15 protein-coding genes are annotated in these 18,621 nt (G+C 33.4%); 11 read left to right on the top strand and 4 right to left on the bottom strand.

Features of this window, described 5'->3' with window-relative positions; genetic code table 11:
* Positions 1-78 precede the first annotated feature (78 nt).
* The 7 genes from ACQ5J2_RS04635 (at position 79) to ACQ5J2_RS04605 (ending at position 6,685) form a co-directional block, all read left to right on the top strand.
* On the top strand, positions 79-831 hold the full coding sequence (locus ACQ5J2_RS04635) for an SDR family NAD(P)-dependent oxidoreductase (RefSeq protein ID WP_432672565.1): 753 nt from the start codon (positions 79-81) through the stop codon (positions 829-831).
* A 94-nt stretch (positions 832-925) separates the two neighbouring features.
* Positions 926-2,071: an ATP-binding protein gene (locus tag ACQ5J2_RS04630; protein WP_432672564.1), complete on the top strand. Its 1,146-nt coding sequence runs from the start codon at positions 926-928 to the stop codon at positions 2,069-2,071.
* Between the two features lie 5 nt (positions 2,072-2,076).
* Positions 2,077-2,814, top strand: a complete 738-nt coding sequence (locus ACQ5J2_RS04625; RefSeq protein WP_432672563.1) for a metallophosphoesterase family protein — start codon at positions 2,077-2,079, stop codon at positions 2,812-2,814.
* Between the two features lie 99 nt (positions 2,815-2,913).
* Positions 2,914-3,645: a LytR/AlgR family response regulator transcription factor gene (locus ACQ5J2_RS04620; protein WP_432672562.1), complete on the top strand. Its 732-nt coding sequence runs from the start codon at positions 2,914-2,916 to the stop codon at positions 3,643-3,645.
* A 270-nt stretch (positions 3,646-3,915) separates the two neighbouring features.
* The gene (locus tag ACQ5J2_RS04615; RefSeq protein WP_432672561.1) at positions 3,916-4,089 is read left to right on the top strand and encodes a hypothetical protein; all 174 of its coding nucleotides are present in this window, start codon (positions 3,916-3,918) and stop codon (positions 4,087-4,089) included.
* A 94-nt stretch (positions 4,090-4,183) separates the two neighbouring features.
* A complete protein-coding gene (locus ACQ5J2_RS04610; protein ID WP_432672560.1) occupies positions 4,184-6,217 on the top strand; it encodes a tetratricopeptide repeat-containing sensor histidine kinase in 2,034 nt (677 codons plus the stop codon).
* Positions 6,218-6,223: 6 nt separating this feature from the next.
* Positions 6,224-6,685, top strand: coding sequence for a response regulator (locus tag ACQ5J2_RS04605; RefSeq protein WP_432672559.1), 462 nt, complete (start codon positions 6,224-6,226; stop codon positions 6,683-6,685).
* A gap of 19 nt (positions 6,686-6,704) precedes the next feature.
* Here the strand turns inward: ACQ5J2_RS04605 and thiL are convergent, their stop codons facing one another.
* Positions 6,705-7,754 (bottom strand): thiamine-phosphate kinase, encoded by a 1,050-nt coding sequence (gene thiL, locus ACQ5J2_RS04600; protein WP_432672558.1) that lies wholly within the window; start codon positions 7,752-7,754, stop codon positions 6,705-6,707.
* A 127-nt stretch (positions 7,755-7,881) separates the two neighbouring features.
* Here thiL and ACQ5J2_RS04595 point away from each other — a divergent pair, with 127 nt between their 5' ends.
* Positions 7,882-8,757, top strand: a complete 876-nt coding sequence (locus ACQ5J2_RS04595; protein WP_432672557.1) for an ABC transporter ATP-binding protein — start codon at positions 7,882-7,884, stop codon at positions 8,755-8,757.
* Position 8,758: 1 nt separating this feature from the next.
* Complete coding sequence (locus ACQ5J2_RS04590) at positions 8,759-12,412, top strand: ABC transporter permease/M1 family aminopeptidase (RefSeq protein WP_432673255.1); 3,654 nt, start codon at positions 8,759-8,761, stop codon at positions 12,410-12,412.
* Between the two features lie 86 nt (positions 12,413-12,498).
* Here the strand turns inward: ACQ5J2_RS04590 and ACQ5J2_RS04585 are convergent, their stop codons facing one another.
* The 3 genes from ACQ5J2_RS04585 to ACQ5J2_RS04575 form a co-directional block, all read right to left on the bottom strand.
* Positions 12,499-13,128 carry an outer membrane beta-barrel protein gene (locus tag ACQ5J2_RS04585; RefSeq protein WP_432672556.1) on the bottom strand — a complete coding sequence of 210 codons (630 nt, stop codon included), beginning with the start codon at positions 13,126-13,128 and terminating at the stop codon, positions 12,499-12,501.
* A gap of 969 nt (positions 13,129-14,097) precedes the next feature.
* Entirely contained in the window at positions 14,098-14,736 is a 639-nt protein-coding gene (locus ACQ5J2_RS04580; RefSeq protein WP_432672555.1) for a hypothetical protein, read from the bottom strand.
* Positions 14,737-14,859: 123 nt separating this feature from the next.
* Positions 14,860-15,471: a hypothetical protein gene (locus tag ACQ5J2_RS04575; protein WP_432672554.1), complete on the bottom strand. Its 612-nt coding sequence runs from the start codon at positions 15,469-15,471 to the stop codon at positions 14,860-14,862.
* 645 nt (positions 15,472-16,116) lie between these two features.
* Between ACQ5J2_RS04575 and ACQ5J2_RS04570 the strand changes: the two genes are divergently transcribed.
* On the top strand, positions 16,117-17,016 hold the full coding sequence (locus tag ACQ5J2_RS04570; protein WP_432672553.1) for a prolipoprotein diacylglyceryl transferase: 900 nt from the start codon (positions 16,117-16,119) through the stop codon (positions 17,014-17,016).
* Positions 17,006-18,397: a radical SAM protein gene (locus ACQ5J2_RS04565; protein WP_432672552.1), complete on the top strand. Its 1,392-nt coding sequence runs from the start codon at positions 17,006-17,008 to the stop codon at positions 18,395-18,397. The genes ACQ5J2_RS04570 and ACQ5J2_RS04565 overlap by 11 nt, the downstream gene beginning before the upstream one ends.
* Positions 18,398-18,621 lie beyond the last annotated feature (224 nt).

Here is an 18,621-nt window from a genome sequence, read left to right as displayed (position 1 = left end):
CGAAATTTCACGAATCAATTTGTGAAGATTCATGAAATTCGTGGCTAAAAAAATAATGGTTATTCAAAAATTCAATAAATGAAAACAGTTTTAATTACCGGTGCGACAAGTGGAATTGGACGTGCAACTGCCCGACTTTTGGCAAAAAATAGTTATAGAATTATTCTTTGTGGAAGACGACACGACCGCTTGCACGAATTGGAAAAAGAATTGCGGGAACTTACGGAAGTTCATTCGTTGCAATTTGACGTCAGAAATCAAAATATGCTTTTAGAAAGCTTGAAGTCATTACCCGAAAACTTTTCGCAAATTGATATTTTAATTAATAATGCGGGAAATGCACATGGAATGGATACGATTCAAGACGGTTCGACGGAAGATTGGGATGCGATGATTGATATTAATATTAAAGGACTATTATATGTTTCAAAAGCCATCATTCCGCAAATGTTGGAACGCCAAAGCGGTCATATTATCAACATTGGTTCGACGGCTGCGAAAGAAGTGTATCCAAGAGGAAACGTGTATTGTGCTACGAAACACGCCGTTGATGCGATAAATCAAGGTATGCGAATGGATTTGAACGGAACTGGAGTTCGTGTGGGTGCGATTCATCCGGGAATGGTGGAAACGGAGTTTTCTGAAGTGCGTTTTAAGGGTGATTCAGAACGTGCTTCTCAAGTTTACAAAGGTTTCAGACCTTTGCAACCGGAGGATATTGCCGATATTATTCACTTTGTGATTTCACGACCTTATCATGTGAATATCGCTGATTTGGTGGTTATGAGTGTGGATCAAGCTTCTTCTACGATTGTGAATAAGAATTTTTAAAAATGATTTTCACACAGATTCCACAGATTCCCACAGATTTTTATATTTATTTAATTCGTTGGAGTTCGTGTAAAAAATAGACATCGTAAAAACTATGATTAACAAACGTCTTTTGATTAAAAACCTTCTTGCCCATAACGACGAGAACAGTTTTTATGACAAAAAACGGCAGTTGAATTTACACACGAGAGAAGGAAAAGCAAAGTTTTTGAAACACATTTGTGCTTTGTCCAATTCCAATCCTACGAACAATTCATATATTGTAGTTGGTGTGGAAGACCACGATAATGAGATTGTAGGTGACGATTTTTTTGACGACAGCCGGATTCAGAATTTGGTCAATGCTTTCTTAGAACATCCTCCGAAAATTCAGTACGAAAACATTCAGTTTCCGAATTTATCGAAAGATAAAGTGATTGGATTAGTTACGATTCAACCAAATGCATCCGTTTCTTTTTTCAAAAAAGGAATTCATACGATTCCTGCTCAATCTGTTTTTGTACGAATTGGTAGTAATACAAAACCTACCGAATTTGGATTTAAAAAAAACAATCAGAATGAGGCGACGGTTTTAAGTATTGAAAATAATTCCCGAAACAGCATTGGTGATACCTTAGATGGCGTGATGGATTTCATGAACAATCGGCATAAAGACATGCAACCTAAATACAAGGTTTTTAAAGAATTATTTGTGGTGTGTTGGGCTGGAATTCCAAAGAAAGTAAAAGGACAATCGTTTTATTCTCGGGTGGATATTGAATTGATTAACGAACAAATTAAATTATTTTATTCGGTTTTAGACGATGTTCAAATTGAATTTGACGAAGACCAATTTACGATTACCGAATATGTTTCGTTAGGTTTGAACGATAAAACAAGTTTCTACCCATTGGAACGGGTTTCGATTCATTTTAAGGAAAATGGTTATTACAAGATTGACCGAGAAATGCTTTTTTCGCCACCTGAATTTAATCGGAAAATGTTGCATCACATTTATAATTCCAATTTGACTTTGCTTTCAAAAATGCAAAAAGGTTTTGAATTATCGCATCGGGAATTGAAAGATTTAGAAAATATTCCAGCCACATTGATGATTTGTTACCTCAATGGATTTGATAATGCAAAAGAACAATTAATTGCGGCAAAACCTTTATTGAAAGCTGCTGAAAATAAAATGGTTTACGTTGCTTTTAAGGAAGTGATGCGGATTTTAAGGAAGATGAAATATGATGTTATCTAAAAATAATGATTAAAGAAAAACGAACACTCGTCATCGGCGATATTCACGGGGGATTAAAAGCATTAAGGCAAGTTTTAGAACGTGCGGAAGTCACAACAAAAGACACTTTAATATTTTTAGGTGATTATGTAGATGGCTGGAGTGAATCGCCACAAGTAATAGATTTTTTAATAGAACTGCGGGGAAACCAAAACTGTATTTTTCTTCGAGGCAACCATGATGAATTGTTGCAAAATTGGCTGGAAAAAGATAAATGCAATGAAATGTGGCTCAATCACGGTGGAGACTCTACTATTAAAGCGTACGAACATATAAGCGACGACAAAAAGCGTTTTCACATTCAATTTTTGAATAATTTACAAAACTATCATTTGGATGACAAAAACAGGCTATTCGTACATGCTGGTTTTACCAATTTAAGAGGCGTTACGAACGAATATTTTCCAAAACTACTTTATTGGGATCGAACATTGTGGGAAATGGCGTTGGCATTTGATACAAGAATTCCAAAAGATTCCCATTTTTATCCACCACGTTTTTTAGTATATGAAGAAGTTTATATTGGACATACGCCTGTAACGCGTATTGGTGAGGGTGTGCCGATTCAGAAAGCAAATATTTGGAATGTCGATACGGGTGCAGCATTTAAAGGCTCCATTACTGTCATGGATATTGACACAAAAAAGTTTTGGCAAAGTGATTTGCTTACCGATTTATATCCCGATGAAACAGGTAGAAATTAAACTATATTTTAACCTTTTTTTAATAAAATGCATTTTATAAAATAAATTTTATACTTTTACACGTCATAATGCTCAATGTATTAGAATTTTAGGACTAAAATGAAGTATCCGTATATAATTATTGACGACAATCCGCAAGCCGTTTTGGAAACGCAGTCAGCCTTTGACAGCTTTTCAAACTACTTTTTGTTGGGTAAAGCAGATAATTATGATGATGCGGTAAATTTAGTTTTGGAACATAATCCAAAATTAATTGTTTTAGAAATTGATCCAGAAAATAAAGACAGTCGATTATCATTAGCATTAATTAACGAACTGCATCGTTTTGTAAAAACAATGCCTCGAATTGTCGTTTTGACCAAAGGAAAAGAGTTGGCGTACGAAGCATTGAAAAATGAGGTTTTTGATTATTTGCTGAAACCACTCAACATTCATGAATTGCGAAAAACCATCATGAAGTTTGAACGAAATGTGGAAGATACTCCAACTACTATATGTATCAAATCTTATGGCGATTATCGATTTGTAGATACAGATGATATTGTTTATTTACAAGCTGACAATAATTCGACGGATTTATACATTAATAATGGTGATACAATTACTGCTTTCAAAACACTGAAACATTTTGAGAATACTTTACCGCCACAATTTGTAAGAATCCACAACAGTTACATTATTAATATGAATTATGTTTCTCGAATTCATTTAGGAAATAATGTCTGCTACATTAAAAACAGTAAAGTTCAACTTCCATTCTCCAAATCCTACAAGAAGAACGTGGATTTGATTATAAGCTTAATTTCTAATAGCGATGTAAAGGAATTGTAAAAATAAAGTCATAAAAATGCGAAATGCTCTACTTTTTAAGTGGAGCATTTTTTATTAAAGAAGTTTCTTGCAAAATACGGCTATAATTCTATTTTACAGAAATCCAACTACCCTTGAAAAGTATCCATTCACTCACAAACGAGGTACATCTACACAATTAGTCACTAAATATTTGATTATCAATGCCGACTGATATACTTTTACACTATCAAAATGAAACAAATCATTTTAAACAAGTAAAAAAATATTAAAATATAAAAACTCCTTATCATGAAAAAATTTATCGCAATCGTAGCAGTAGTTGTAATCGCAATTTTAGGTTTGTCTTCTTACAACACAACACAAGTAGAAAAATCAAATAAATCAGACAACTTAATCGCAGAATTGAAAACTGGTGGTACAGGAAGTGTGGTTGTTGGAGGAAATAAAAAATTAGATGATTAATTCATCTTCAATATAAATTAATAGGACTATCGAAAGGTAGTCCTTTTTTTATGGATATAGTTTTGTATTTTTGATTTTTTGAAATCTCAAATATTTGAAACATATAAAATTTTTCTTCTTATTCTTTGTTTCACTCATTGTCTTTAGTTGTATAGACGATGATGCTCGGCTGACGGAAAATATTACTGCTGATAGTTTGCTTTTTTATTTTGAAAAAGCGAATGATGAAAGTTTAGATTATCAAAACCGTCATATTTCCGCAGATACTATTTTAGCAATCATTTCTAAACAAATTAACGATTCCTTAAATCGGAAAAACTATTTTAAACTCGCCAATCGCTATTTTAACATGAATGCGATGGATGATTATAAAAAAACTACTGAAATAATTATTTCAAATTCCAAAAAAGCAAAAGATTCGGTTAGCTTAGCAAAAGCATACAGTTATCTTGGTGATTATTATGGAAGTAAATTTGAATCGGAACAAGCTTACACGAATTATTTTTATGCTGAAAAAATATATGCAAGATTAAAAGATGATTCAAAGTTTGCAAAAACTTTATTAAACAAGTCTGTAATTCAGTTTAATGAGAAAGATTTTGTAGGAAGTGAAAAATCAGCATTTGATGCTTTAAAAATTTTAAAAAAAACAAATAGTGATGCATTAACCTATGAAGCAAATAATTTATTAGGAGTAATTTATCATGAATTGAGTGAATTTGATAATTCTATTAAATATCATAACGACGCATTGTTGATTTTAAAAAAACAAAATGTTCCATCTGAATATCAATCTGAAGCAACATCCTTAAATAATTTAGGTGCCGTTTATCAAAAAAAGAAGAATTACAAAAAAGCCTTAGAATATTATTATAAAAGCTTGAAGTCGAAAAATATTTTACAGGACAAACCTTTGCTTTACACTGCTTTAATAGACAATATTGCATATTGTAAATTCCAACTTAGAGATTTTGAATCTTTACCACAATTATTTTTAAAAACCTTAAAATTACGTGATAGTTTAAAAATATATACAGGTATAATTAGTAGTAATTTAAATTTATCCGAATTCTATCAATATAAAAAAGATTTAAAAAAAGCTGCTTTTACTGCTAATCGGGCTTATGAAATTTCTAAAAAACACAATCTTCCTCGAGAAACTTTATTGTCATTAAAACAATTAAACCTGATTGACACTCAAAATTCATCAAATTATTCCAAAGAATACATTCGCATAAATGATAGTTTGCAACTTTCAGAACGTCAAATCAGAAATAAACTGGCCAGAATTGAGTTTGAAACCGACGATCTGATTATGCAAAAAGATAAATTGGTCGAACAACAACAATCGCTAATTTATCTTGGATTCGCTCTTTTAGTGCTTGGGATTTTTATTTACGTCATCCGAACTCAAAATGCTAAAAATCGTGAATTACTTCTCATTCAAGAACAACAAGCCGCAAATGAAGAGATTTATCAATTGATGTTGACACAACAGGAAAAAGTGGAAGACGTTCGGCAACTTGAAAAAAGAAAAATAGGTCAAGAATTGCACGACAGTATTTTGGGTAAATTATTTGGAACTCGATTAAGTTTAGGAGTTCTAAATTCAAGTCGAAATGAAGAAGATGTTGAAAAAAGGACTACTTTTATCGACCATCTTAAAGTTATTGAACAGGAGATACGGGAAATATCGCATGATTTGAATTCTGAAACAACTGCAGTTTTCAATAACTTTGTGCTGATGGTTTCTAATTTTGTAGAAAATCAAAAAGAAGCACACGGTATTATAATTGATTTTCAACAAGACAAAAATATTGATTGGAGTAGTATTGATAATATTACCAAAATAAACCTTTACCGTGTTTTGCAAGAATCATTTCAGAATATCAATAAATATGCAAATGCAACGGAAGTCGACATTAGTTTTAAATTAAAGGACAATTTACTACTTTTGGAAATTCGTGACAATGGTCGAGGTTTTGACGTTAAAAGAAAAAAGAAAGGCATCGGATTAAAAAACATGATGAGCCGAATGAAAACACTGGACGGATCAATGCAAATTGACTCGAAAACAGGAGAAGGAACCCGATTACTATTTCAAGTGCCCAAAAACAACCCCAAATAAATAAAAATGAAGAAAACAATCCAATTATTAATGATTGATGATCATCCCTTTATTCTTCAAGCCTACAAAAGTACTTTGAATGGTTTTAAGAAAGAGGAGTATGAAATTGTTACTACGGAAGCCAATTCTGGAAAGTCTGGTTATGAAGTTATTGAAAATAGCTTAATAAATTTTGACGTTGCCTTTTTTGACATCAGTATTCCTCCTTATCCTGAAAAACAAATTAAATCAGGTATCGATTTAGCAATACTTTTACGAAACAAAATGCCCGATTGTAAAATTTTTCTACTGACAATGCACAGTGAAAAGCTGGAATTCAAATACTTCTTTGATGTTGTAAAACCACAAGGTTTAGTAGTCAAAAATGATTTGACTTTTGAAGAATTACTTTATGCCTTTGAAAAAGTAGTAAACGGCGGCACTTATTTAAGTGAAACCGTTTTGCAAATGATGGTTGACGATCATTAGAAAATAGTGCATTGGAAGATTAATCCTCTTCCAATGCATTCCAACCTCTCGCCCGTAATTCAATTTTAGTATTGGCACGAGTAATTAAATGAATTCCTTCACTTTCCTGCGTCATGTGTCCAATAATTGTGAAATGTGGATTCGCTTTTATCTTATCAAAATCTTCCATTTTGACTGTAAAAAGCAATTCGTAATCTTCGCCACCATTAATCGCAACTGTTGTCGAATCTATATTGAATTCTTCGCAAACGCTGATTAATTGCGGGTCAATGGGCAATTTATCTTCATACAAATTACATCCCACTTTTGAACTTTTACACAGGTGAATAATTTCAGATGAAAGTCCATCAGAAATATCAATCATTGAAGTGGGCTTCAATTCCAAAGCGTGAAACAAAGTTCTAACATCCGTTCGCGCTTCCGGTTTCAATTGGCGTTCTACTAAATAAGCATATAAATCCAAATCGGGTTGCGAATTTGGATTCACCATGAAAACTTGCTTTTCTCTTTCTAAAACTTTCAATCCCATATAAGCGGAACCTACATCACCCGTTACGACTAATAAATCGGTTTCTCCAGCACCATTTCTGTAGACAATATCTTCTGAATCTGCTTCGCCAATTGCGGTAATGCTGATGATTAATCCTTTTTGAGAAGAAGTCGTGTCGCCACCAATAACATCCACTTTATATTGGTCTGCCGCCAAAGTGATTCCTTCAAATAATTCTTCTAAAGCTTCAAGCGGAAACCGGTTTGAAACGGCAACGGAAACCGTAATTTGAGTTGGCTTCGCATTCATCGCACAAATGTCTGATAAATTAACCACCACCGCTTTGTATCCCAAATGTTTTAATGGCATGTAAGCCAAATCAAAGTGAACGCCCTCAATCAATAAATCAGTTGAAACGACCACTTTCTTGTCTTTAAAATCTAAAACTGCAGCGTCGTCGCCAATTCCTTTTAATGTAGAAGCTTGTACTACTTTGAAATTTTGTGTTAAATGGTCAATTAAACCAAATTCGCCTAGTTGAGAAAGACTTGTTCGTTGCTGATTTTTATCTTCAATCATTTTTTTTCAGGTTTTTTTAGAATGGCAAAGGTACAAAGAAACGGTGCTTATAAAATACTTTTGTATTTTCTGTAACAAAAACCATAATTTTAGCACTAATTTAGTAAACAACTTAAAATTCCACAATATGAAACTTAAAATTAGTAATTTAAGTAAGACCTATAAAAACGGCGTTAAAGCATTGGACCATCTTAATTTAGAAATTGGAGCAGGAATGTTTGGACTTTTAGGACCCAATGGTGCTGGAAAATCATCATTGATGCGAACGATTGCTACTTTGCAAAAGCCAGATTCTGGAAGCATTGAGTTTGATGGTATTAATGTCTTGGACAATGCAATGGAATTGCGGAAAGTTTTAGGTTATCTGCCACAAGAATTTGGCGTTTATCCAAATATGTCTGCTAAAAACTTACTGGATTATTTTGCACGATTGAAAGGAATTTCTTCAGGCAAAGAAAGAGATGCGATTGTCAAAAAGGTTTTAGAAGTTACGAATTTATACGACCAAAGAAACAAACACGTAAGTGGTTATTCCGGTGGGATGAAGCAACGTTTTGGAATCGCTCAATTATTATTGAACAATCCAAAATTAATTATCGTTGATGAACCAACTGCTGGTTTAGATCCTGCAGAACGCCACCGTTTTTTGAATGTTTTGCGTGAAATTGGAACCAATCATACCGTAATCTTCTCGACACACATTGTGGATGATGTGAAGGAATTATGTCACAACATGGCGATATTGAATGGTGGAAAAATACTTGCACAAGGAACGCCAAAAGAAGCAGAAGATAAATTGCGAGGTCATATTTGGACTAAAATAGTGAGTCGTGATGACTTGGAAGAATACCAAACCAATTTCAATGTGATTTCAGAAAAATACAACCAGGACAATACGTTAAACATTAAGGTTTATAGCGAAACAGCACCAAATGACACGTTCATCAATGCTGATCCTCAACTGGAAGATGTTTATTTTGTTGCACTTAAATCCGACCAATAATATGTTTTCAACTATATTCAACTTTGAGTTCAAAAGGTGGTTGAAAAATCCATCTTTTTATATATTCTGTTTTCTCTTTTTCTTAATCTCTGGCTTCTTTGCAGCAGTTACATTTGGCGTTTTTGACAGCATTACCGCGTCAAGAGGTAGTAACACGATGGCAAATTCGCCCATTGCTTTAAGCGGATTTATAAACGGAATGAATTATTTTATTTATTTCCTTCTTCCCATAGTTATTGGGTCGTCCGTTTACCGTGATTTCCGGTATAACATGCACACGATTTTATTTAGTTATCCCTTTACTAAATGGGATTACATTGGTGGGAAATTCTTAAGTTCCTTGCTGATTGTAATTATAATTACATTCTCTATAGTAGCTGGAATTACGGTAGCTTCTGTACTTCCTTGGGTAAACCAAGATATATTATTGCCATTTAATATCTTGGCGTATCTTGAAATTTATTTGATTTACGTGATTCCAAACTTATTTTTCTTTGGAGTAATCATCTTTGCTTTAGTAACCATCACGCGAAATATTTCTGTAGGTTTTATTGGAGTAATCATCTTGATTTTAGTCACAGTTTTGCTTAGTAGTTTTACTCGTGACATGGACAACAGGTATATGGTGGCGCTTTTTGAACCATTTGGTGAAGAAGCTCTTTCATATTACACTAAATATTGGACGGTTGCCGAACAAAACAGCAACTTATTACCGCTGAAAGAAGTCATTGTTTACAACCGATTGATTTGGCTAGGGATTTCAAGTTTGGTTTTAGGATTACTTTACTTCTTCTTTTCGTTTACGCAAACCGCTTTAACATTCGGGAAAAGCAAGAAAAACGACCGCGTTATCAAGAATAATTTTGGAGGAATTACCGCTATCCAACTTCCAAAAGTAAAATACAATTACAGTACTTGGCAGCGTTTAAGAACCATGTGGAGTCTTTCTAATTTTGATTTCAAATTCATTATTAAAAACTACGCTTTCTTAATTATTGCTTTTGTAGGCTTACTTGTTTTACTACTAATGTCAATGACGGCTGGCGAAGTGTTCGGGACACAAACGTATCCGGTTACATGGCAAATGTTGATGCTTCCCGGAACATTCTTTAGTTTCTTCATTAACATCCTTACGTTTTTATTTGCCGGAATGTTGATTCATCGAGGTGATACGACCCGAATGGGGCACTTGATTGACGTAACACCAATTCCGAATTGGACTTTACTAGGTTCAAAATTTCTAGCCTTGATTAAAATGCAAATGGTTTTGCTTTTAATTATTGTTATTGCTGGAGTTTCTATCCAAGCGTACCACGGATATTATAATTTTGAACTAGGGCATTATTTCTTCGAATTGTATGGATTGAAGTTAATCAACTTTATAATTTGGGCGTTCTTAGCTATTTTCATTCAAACTATTTTCAAAAATTATCTTTTAGGATTTTTTGTGTTAATGATTTTATCCATTGGAATTCAATTTTTACCGATGCTAGGAGTTGAGCAAACTATTTTCAATTTTAATTCAGATACAGGCTATAATTATTCAGATATGAATGGTTACGGAAGCAGTATAACTTTATATTATGTGTACAAAATTTACTGGGCACTTTTAGGTGTTTCCTTGTTTTGCTTGGCATTATTGTTCTGGAAAAGAGGTATTCCAATGTCGGCTAAGGAAACGTTTAGCAATGCTAAAAAACGATTTAATGCTTCATTTGCGACACTTTTCGCCATCAGTTTAATTGGATTTTTCGCTATAGGAGGCTACATTTATTATGTAGATAATGTGGAAAACATCAATTACTCTAGCAAGGAACGTGAACAACAATCTGCGGATTGGGAAAAGAAATACAAAAAATTTGAGCATTACAATCAACCTCGAATTACGGATATCAACGTCAATCTAGACATTTTTCCGAAAACACGGGATTTCAAAGCAAGTGGTGCTTATTGGTTAAAAAACAAAACCAACAAAACCATTGATACGCTGTTTGTAAATTTGAATGATTTTGAACATACGGTTAAACTGAATGTTGAAAACAGTTTAGTTTCAGCAGACACGCTATATAATTTTAATATTTACAAGTTGAAATCGTCTCTTCAACCTGGTGATTCTATTCAAATGAAATGGGAGGTTTTCAACAAACCCAATACCATTTTACGTGACAATTCACCTGTTTTAGCCAATGGAACGTTCATCAATAACGGTATATTTCCTCAAATTGGATATTCTGAAGGTGGTGAATTATCTGACGACCAAACTAGAAAGAAATACGGTTTGAAACCAAAACCGCGTATGGCAAAAGCCACCGATTCGATTGCTCGAATGAATACTTATATTTCTAACGATGCGGATTGGGTTTCCTTTGAAACTACGGTAAGTACGTCTGACGACCAAATTGCAATCGCTCCAGGTTATCTTGAAAAAGAATGGGCAGACAATGGCAGAAAATATTTTCATTACAAAATGGACCGTCCCATGCTAAATTTCTATGCTTATCAATCGGCACGTTATGAAGTTCGCAAAGACAAATGGAACGATGTGGCAATTGAAATTTATTACCACAAGGGTCATGAATATAATTTAGACAGAATGGTAAAAGCCGTAAAACTCTCTTTAGATTATTATACGGAGAATTTCAGTCCGTACCAACACAAACAAGCGAGAATCATTGAGTTTCCAAGAACTGGTGGAGGTTTTGCACAATCGTTTGCCAATACCATTCCATTTTCGGAAGGAATTGGATTTATCGCCGATGTGGACGATGACGACCACGAAGCAGTAGATTATCCATTTTCTGTAACTTCTCACGAAATGGCGCACCAATGGTGGGCTCATCAAGTTATTGGGGCTAATGTTCAAGGAGCAACATTAATGTCTGAAAGTTTATCAGAGTACAGTTCGCTGAAAGTTTTGGAGAAAGAATACGGTAAATCACAAATGCGAATGTTCTTGAAAGACGCATTAGATAATTATTTACAGGGTCGAACTTTTGAAAGTCAACGCGAACAGCCGTTGATGTTTAATGAAAACCAACAATACATTCATTACAACAAAGGTTCACTGGTTTTATATTCTTTGAGCGATTATATTGGAGAGAAAAACATGAATAATGCCCTTCAAAAATACATTAAGAAAGTGGCTTATCAGGAAGCGCCTTATACTAATTCTATCGAATTTGTCTCTTATTTGAATGAAGCAACGCCAGATTCGTTGAAGTATTTGATAACGGATATGTTCAAAACAATTACGCTTTACGACAATTCTTTGAAAAGTGTAACGTCTAAAAAACTAGCGAATGGTAAGTATGAAGTAACCATTGAAGCCAACATCAGTAAATACCGTTCGGATGAAAAAGGAAAACGAATCTTTGCCGATAAATACGGAAAAGCCTTGACGCATAAAGACAAAGGTGACAAAGAAGCGATTGAATCACTTCCAATGCAAGATTACATCGAAATTGGGATTTTCGCTGACAAGGGAGATGACAAGCAAAAAACCAAAGAGAAAGTATTGTATCTCGAAAAGCGTTTGATTAGTAAAATCAATAATAAGTTTGTCATAATTGTGGATGAAAAACCAACTGAAGTGGGCGTTGACCCTTATAATAAGTTGATTGACACCAATTCAAACGACAATAGAAAAAAGCTTTAATTAAAAGCAGAGTAATCAAAATAAGAAACCCTTCAAGCGTTATGTTTGAAGGGTTTCTTTTTAGTATTTATAACTAAGGGATATGTTTACCATTTATATAAAATCCCAAATTGTGGTTGTGCAAAAATGTTTTCAAACAGGTTAATGTTCAATTCAAAATTATTTACAGCATCCCCATTCTCAGGAGAAACACTGTTGTAAGACAAAATATTTGCTAAGGTAAATGTTGCAGCAAAGTTTTTTGTAAAGAAATAATTCAGACCTAAATTAATATCAGCAGTTACGCTGTTATTGTTATCTTCAAATCCAGGTCCTTCGGTCTTGTTTTTTCCAAATCCTAGTCCAGCTTCTCCATAAGCTTTGAATCGTTTTTCATCTAATTCAAGGAAATAATAACGAGCAAAAGCACCAATACCAAAAACATCTGTTTGTACAGAAGTTAAATCATTTTCTGTACTACCAAAAGAAGCTTGTCCACCCACTGCAACTTTATCGTTTAAAAAATAACCAATCTTGGCATTTACTGCATACGTATCTTCCTCATCACTTGCAACTATCCTAAGACCTCCTTCGGCAAACATGTTTCCACGTTCAAAAGTTATTCCTCTGGCAGAATTTGATTCTTCTTCCATTTCGCTGTTCATAGTATTTACTTGAGCATTTGAATAAAAAAATGTGCAAACTAATGCAGCAACTGTAAAAAATTTCGTTTTCATAATGATTTGTTTTTATAGTTTAAATCTTTAATAATTGCATTTTGCAATTACTTCTACTACAAAACTATCAAATCTCGAAACCTCTCTTATTACAACATTTTCATAAAATCTTATTTTCTGTAACAACAAACCCGAAGGCTTTCGCTTTCGGGTTTTTAATTGTTTGGTGCTTATGGTACTTTTTATTTAATAGGAAAAGTGGTGGAGTTTTTGAGAAAAACTGTGTCCCTTTTCCACAATAACAGCAACGGCTATTACCGGCTATTATACGCTGGCTTTTTTCTTTAAAGTAAGCCCTAAGAGTACAGGAATAATTACAAAACTTTGGAAAAAAATAAATATTGATATTCCTGGATGCAAATCAATTAATGAGTACAAATATTTACTTAGAATTTCATGAAAAAAGTAGGAACCCATAATAAATAGTAAGCTAAGTAAAATAGTTTGTTTTTTTAATTCAACCGTGTATAATTTATCCAAAATCAATGTCAGTACAACTGATACAAAAATTGAATTGAAAATCGTGTATATAACGTACGAATCTGTTAATGCGAAAATACAAGCACTTAAAATAAAACTAGAAGAACTATATAATAATATCATTAAAATTAATAGATGAAAGAATTTAGTTAGTGAACATTTTTTTTGCCCGAAGTGAATTGATGCAGAAAAAATGACCAGAAATCCAAAACCAGTAACAAAGCCTTTATCATTTTCAGTAAAATTATTAGTTATAAGGCAAGAGATTGTCCAAACGCTCATTAATAATGTAAAGATTACAAGACTTTTTATAAATTGTCTATTATTGAAACTCATATTTTCCATGTACTTTTATATAACATTTTGCCACTTTGAGATGGCTGGAAGTTCGTAACCGCTCAATTTTCGGCTTAATGAAAACTTGATGCGATACGATAATTCCACTAAATTCCAGCTAGCTCAAAATGGCGGTTATGCGACTGCCTTTATTCATTTATATTGTTTATAACTTTTGACTACAAAATAAATCATCAACAAATATGCAATAATTGAAGGATAATAATTTTTAATAAATTCTTTTATTCTAATATTCTCTATTTCATCAACCACTTGTTCTTTTCTATTTATATATTGTGTATCACAATTGATATATTTTCTATCACTATTTGCATTTTTATTTATTTTAATGGTTTCAGTTTTTCGTTTTGGAGGATTTGCAAACCAAAGTTCATTGTTATACAAATTATATAATTCAGCATTATTTATTCTTAATATATCTAGAATTTTTATAAAAGTCCAATATTCAGATTTTCTCAAATTAAATTTAACTCCTTGAATAGAATCTTTTGATAAGATGATTTTCTTAATTAATATATTTGCATTTTCTAGTTTTAATTTATCTATTTTGTTATTTCCCGTTAAGTTTACGATAAAATATCTTTTTGAATTTAAATACTTCTTTAAGTTTACATTATTTTCAGTAAATCCTTTATCCGGTAAAGATATTTGAATACTACCAAATTGCTTGAACGCCTTTATACTATTCAGATAAATCAAACAAAAAATAGGAAGCAATATAATGCTAATAAAACCTGCTGAATAATATAATTTTCTTCTTTGTGTCTTCATTTTTTCGGAAGGTATCGTACAACTTGTATAGAAGCGAAACTTTGTTTCGCTTTTTATCTATCAAATCTATCCAAAAAAAAAACCACAACAAATTAATGTTGTGGTTTTTTCTAGAAATCAACTTTACAATCCGCCATAAACGGCTTCAATAATGGTACTTTGAAGCGTTACCTCTTGGTCGTGCATCACGCCAATAGCCATATATTCCCGATGTTCGGGAACATTATCTACAGTTAAGGGACGGCTATCTAAATAAGGACTGTAAGAGTTATAAGCCAGCTTTACCCACTTATTTTCGCTTTTCAATCTTCCGTAAATGTTCATCCCGTTGAGTCCGTTTTTAACAAAATCAATCCGTACGTGACCCGGCATAACGCTTGGTTTAATTTTCGGTTGATAAATACGATAATCAATAGTTGGGTCATCGCCAATGATGCCCAAACTCACGCCTAGAATAGTGCTGTATTTACTACTGCCTTTCATTTTTTTAACCATACTACGCAAAAACCGATTGCCCGTGCTCAACTGCTTATCCTTTGCCGCCTTTGCCGTCTTTGAGGCTTGTTGTGCAGTATCATTTGCAACAATTGCCGCAACATTAGCATCACACGTTTTGTTAATTTCTGATATTTCATCAGCTTCTAATCCCAAATCGGGTCCATCCGCGTTAATTTTCGCGCTCAAGTTGTTGTTCCAAATCACTTTGTCACTATCTTTTCCTGGTATATAATCCATTTCTTTACTCTTATTAAATTATAATTTTTTTTTTGCTATTCATTTTCAAAATAATACAAACCGCATCAGGTTTATATTATTTTCCACTCGTGTTCGTGCCTAAAATTTGAGTGTTCAAATTATTTGCACGAGCTTTCAAATTATTTGCACGAGTTCTCGAATTATTTACACGAGTTCTCGAATTATTTGCATGAGCTCTCAAATTATTTGCACGAGAACTCGAATTATTTGCACGAGAACTCGAATTATTCCCACGAGCCTTCAAATTATTCGCACGAGCCCTCAAATTATTTGCACGAGAAATAAAGCACATATTTGAAGCATTTATTTACTATTCATCAGCTATAATTTCCCGCCCGTTATTAAGTTTCAAAACAGCGGACTGCCTCTAATGGTAACCAAGTGGCGTGCCCTTATTTGCGTTTTTCCGTGTGCGTTTGTTGCTGTCATAATCGTTTGACGTTTAGTGTATCACATAGCCAAATTTATAAAGTAATTTGTTATCCTGTACCCGTAAAAACACCTGTTTTTTTAAAAAATTTAAAAAATAAATTAAGAGGGTTTATTTTTAAAATAAAGAAACAAAGAAACCCAATAATAGACTGCTTCATTAGAATAACTAAATGAGGATATGACTCCAAAATAGTGGCTTTTGAAGTAGGCTGTCTTTTTCAAATACTGCAAATAGCAACTGCATTTACATTACAATTTATCGCTGCAAGTCTTACGAATCCTTTTTTTTTGCATCTTTACGAACCGCAAGTAGTGCGATTGTATTTATCTTTAAATTTAATTCCTACAAATTTGAACCTCCCGTTTGAACCCTTAGTTTTTGGATATGAAATTAATGTTCATTTAATTTTAGAATACCTTGCCTTCTTCTTGGGCTACCGCTATTATGTGTTTTTACGAAAAAGAACTACTGATACCATTGTTTCCACCAATCGATTGTCTATCATTTTAGGCGCTGCCATAGGCGCGTTTTTAGGGTCGCGCATTATGGGGTTCTTAGAAAACCCCATTTTACCCGCTGATGCACTTTCGGTTTTAAGTTTGTTTAATAATAAAACCATTATGGGCGGCTTGTTTGGTGGACTTTTAGGGGTAGAATTAGCAAAGAAAAGCATTGGCGAAAAGCAATCGTCCGGCGATTTGTTTACCTTTCCTATTATATTAGGAATATTTATTGGCAGAATTGGTTGCTTCTTGTCAGGAACAAATGAATTTACCTACGGCAAAACAACCACGTTTTTCTTAGGAATGAACCTTGGCGACCACCTCAAAAGGCATCCCATAGCTTTGTATGAATTGCTTTTTCTAATCGTTTTATTTATTTTTCTCTGGAAATTAAAAAGCAAGAATTTAAAAAACGGACTCTTGTTTCAATATTTTATGATTGCCTATTTCTCCTTTCGGTTTTTGATGGAATTTTTAAAGCCCAATCTTTTCTTTATCGCAGGATTGAGTTCTATTCAATTTTTATGCTTAATTTGTCTCGCCTATTACCACAAAACAATTTTAAACCTACTAAAAAATGCCCGTTAGAAAATATACCTACTATGACTTTACGCTAAGCCTTTGTCCGGAATGCTTAAAGCGTATTGATGCCAAAATTGTTTTTGAAGACGGCAACGTTTATATGCTCAAAAGATGTCCGGAACACGGCAACTCTAAAGTGCTGATTGCTGATGATATTCCGTATTATAAGAACATTCGGAACTATAATAAGCCCTCAGAAACGCCTTATACCTTTAATACCAAAACCCATTATGGCTGTCCTTATGATTGTGGTTTGTGTCCAGACCATGAACAGCATTCGTGCCTCACGGTTATAGAAGTTACGGACAGATGCAACTTAACTTGCCCCACTTGTTATGCAGGTTCGTCGCCTTCGTATGGAAGACACCGCACTTTGGAAGAAGTAAAAAAGATGTTAGACACGATTGTTTTAAATGAAAAGGAACCTGATGTGGTACAAATTAGCGGTGGAGAACCAACGATTCATCCTGATTTTTTTGAAATTTTAGATTATGCCAAGTCCCTTCCGATAAAACATTTAATGTTGAACACTAACGGAATTAAAATTGCCAAGGACAAAGAATTTGCCAAAAGGCTAAAAAGTTATGCACCCGATTTTGAAATTTATTTGCAGTTTGATTCTTTTGAAGACAGCGTTTTGCAAGAATTAAGAGGTGCTGATTTAACTCAAATTAGAAAACAAGCTTTAGAAAACTTAAACGAATTAAATTTATCTACCACTCTTGTAGTTACACTTCAAAAAGGATTGAACGACCACGAGATTGGAAAAATAATAGATTTTGCTTTAAAGCAAAAATGCATTCGAGGCGTTACTTTTCAGCCTACACAAATTGCAGGAAGACTAGAGAATTTTAATCCCGCCACGGACAGAATGACTTTAACGGAGGTGAGAAGAAAAATTTTAGAGCAGACTTCTATATTTAATTCAGACGATTTACTTCCCGTTCCCTGTAACCCGGATGCATTGGTTATGGGTTATGCGTTGAAGTTAGGCGATGAAGTATTTCCGTTGACCCGATACATCAATCCCAATGATTTACTGGACAATAGCAAAAATACCATCATCTACGAACAAGACGAAGTGTTGCACGGAAAAATGATTGAATTGTTCAGCACCGGAAATTCTGTAGAAGTGGCTCAAGAGAATCTAAAATCTATTTTATGTTGTTTGCCCAACATTGACGCTCCCGAATTAAGTTATGACAATTTGTTTAGAATCATCATTATGCAATTCATCGATGCTTATAATTTTGATGTCAGAGCCATCAAAAAATCCTGTGTTCATATTGTAAATAAAGACAACAAAATAATACCTTTCGAGACCATGAATTTATTTTACAGAGACGATAAGAAAGAAAAACTGGAAGAATTAAGAAATAATATATAAAGCTATGATACTATTAGAAGGCGGAAACTATGACGGAATAGTACTCTTCATTATGTTTATAATGTTCGGACCACCCGTAATACTCACAATCATTGGTTTCTCGATAAGGAAAACTTATCCGCAAAGCGCCAAATTTTTATATATTTTGGCAGTGGTTTATGCAATTGCAGGATTAGGAATATGTGGCAATATGCTTTAACAAAAAAAACCCGATAACTTTCGCT

The organism is Flavobacterium sp. SM2513, assembly GCF_050908145.1.
In the GTDB taxonomy this organism is placed as follows: Bacteria; Bacteroidota; Bacteroidia; order Flavobacteriales; family Flavobacteriaceae; genus Flavobacterium.
Note: the sequence above shows the minus strand (reverse complement) of the source record. Positions and strands in the feature narration are given on the sequence as shown.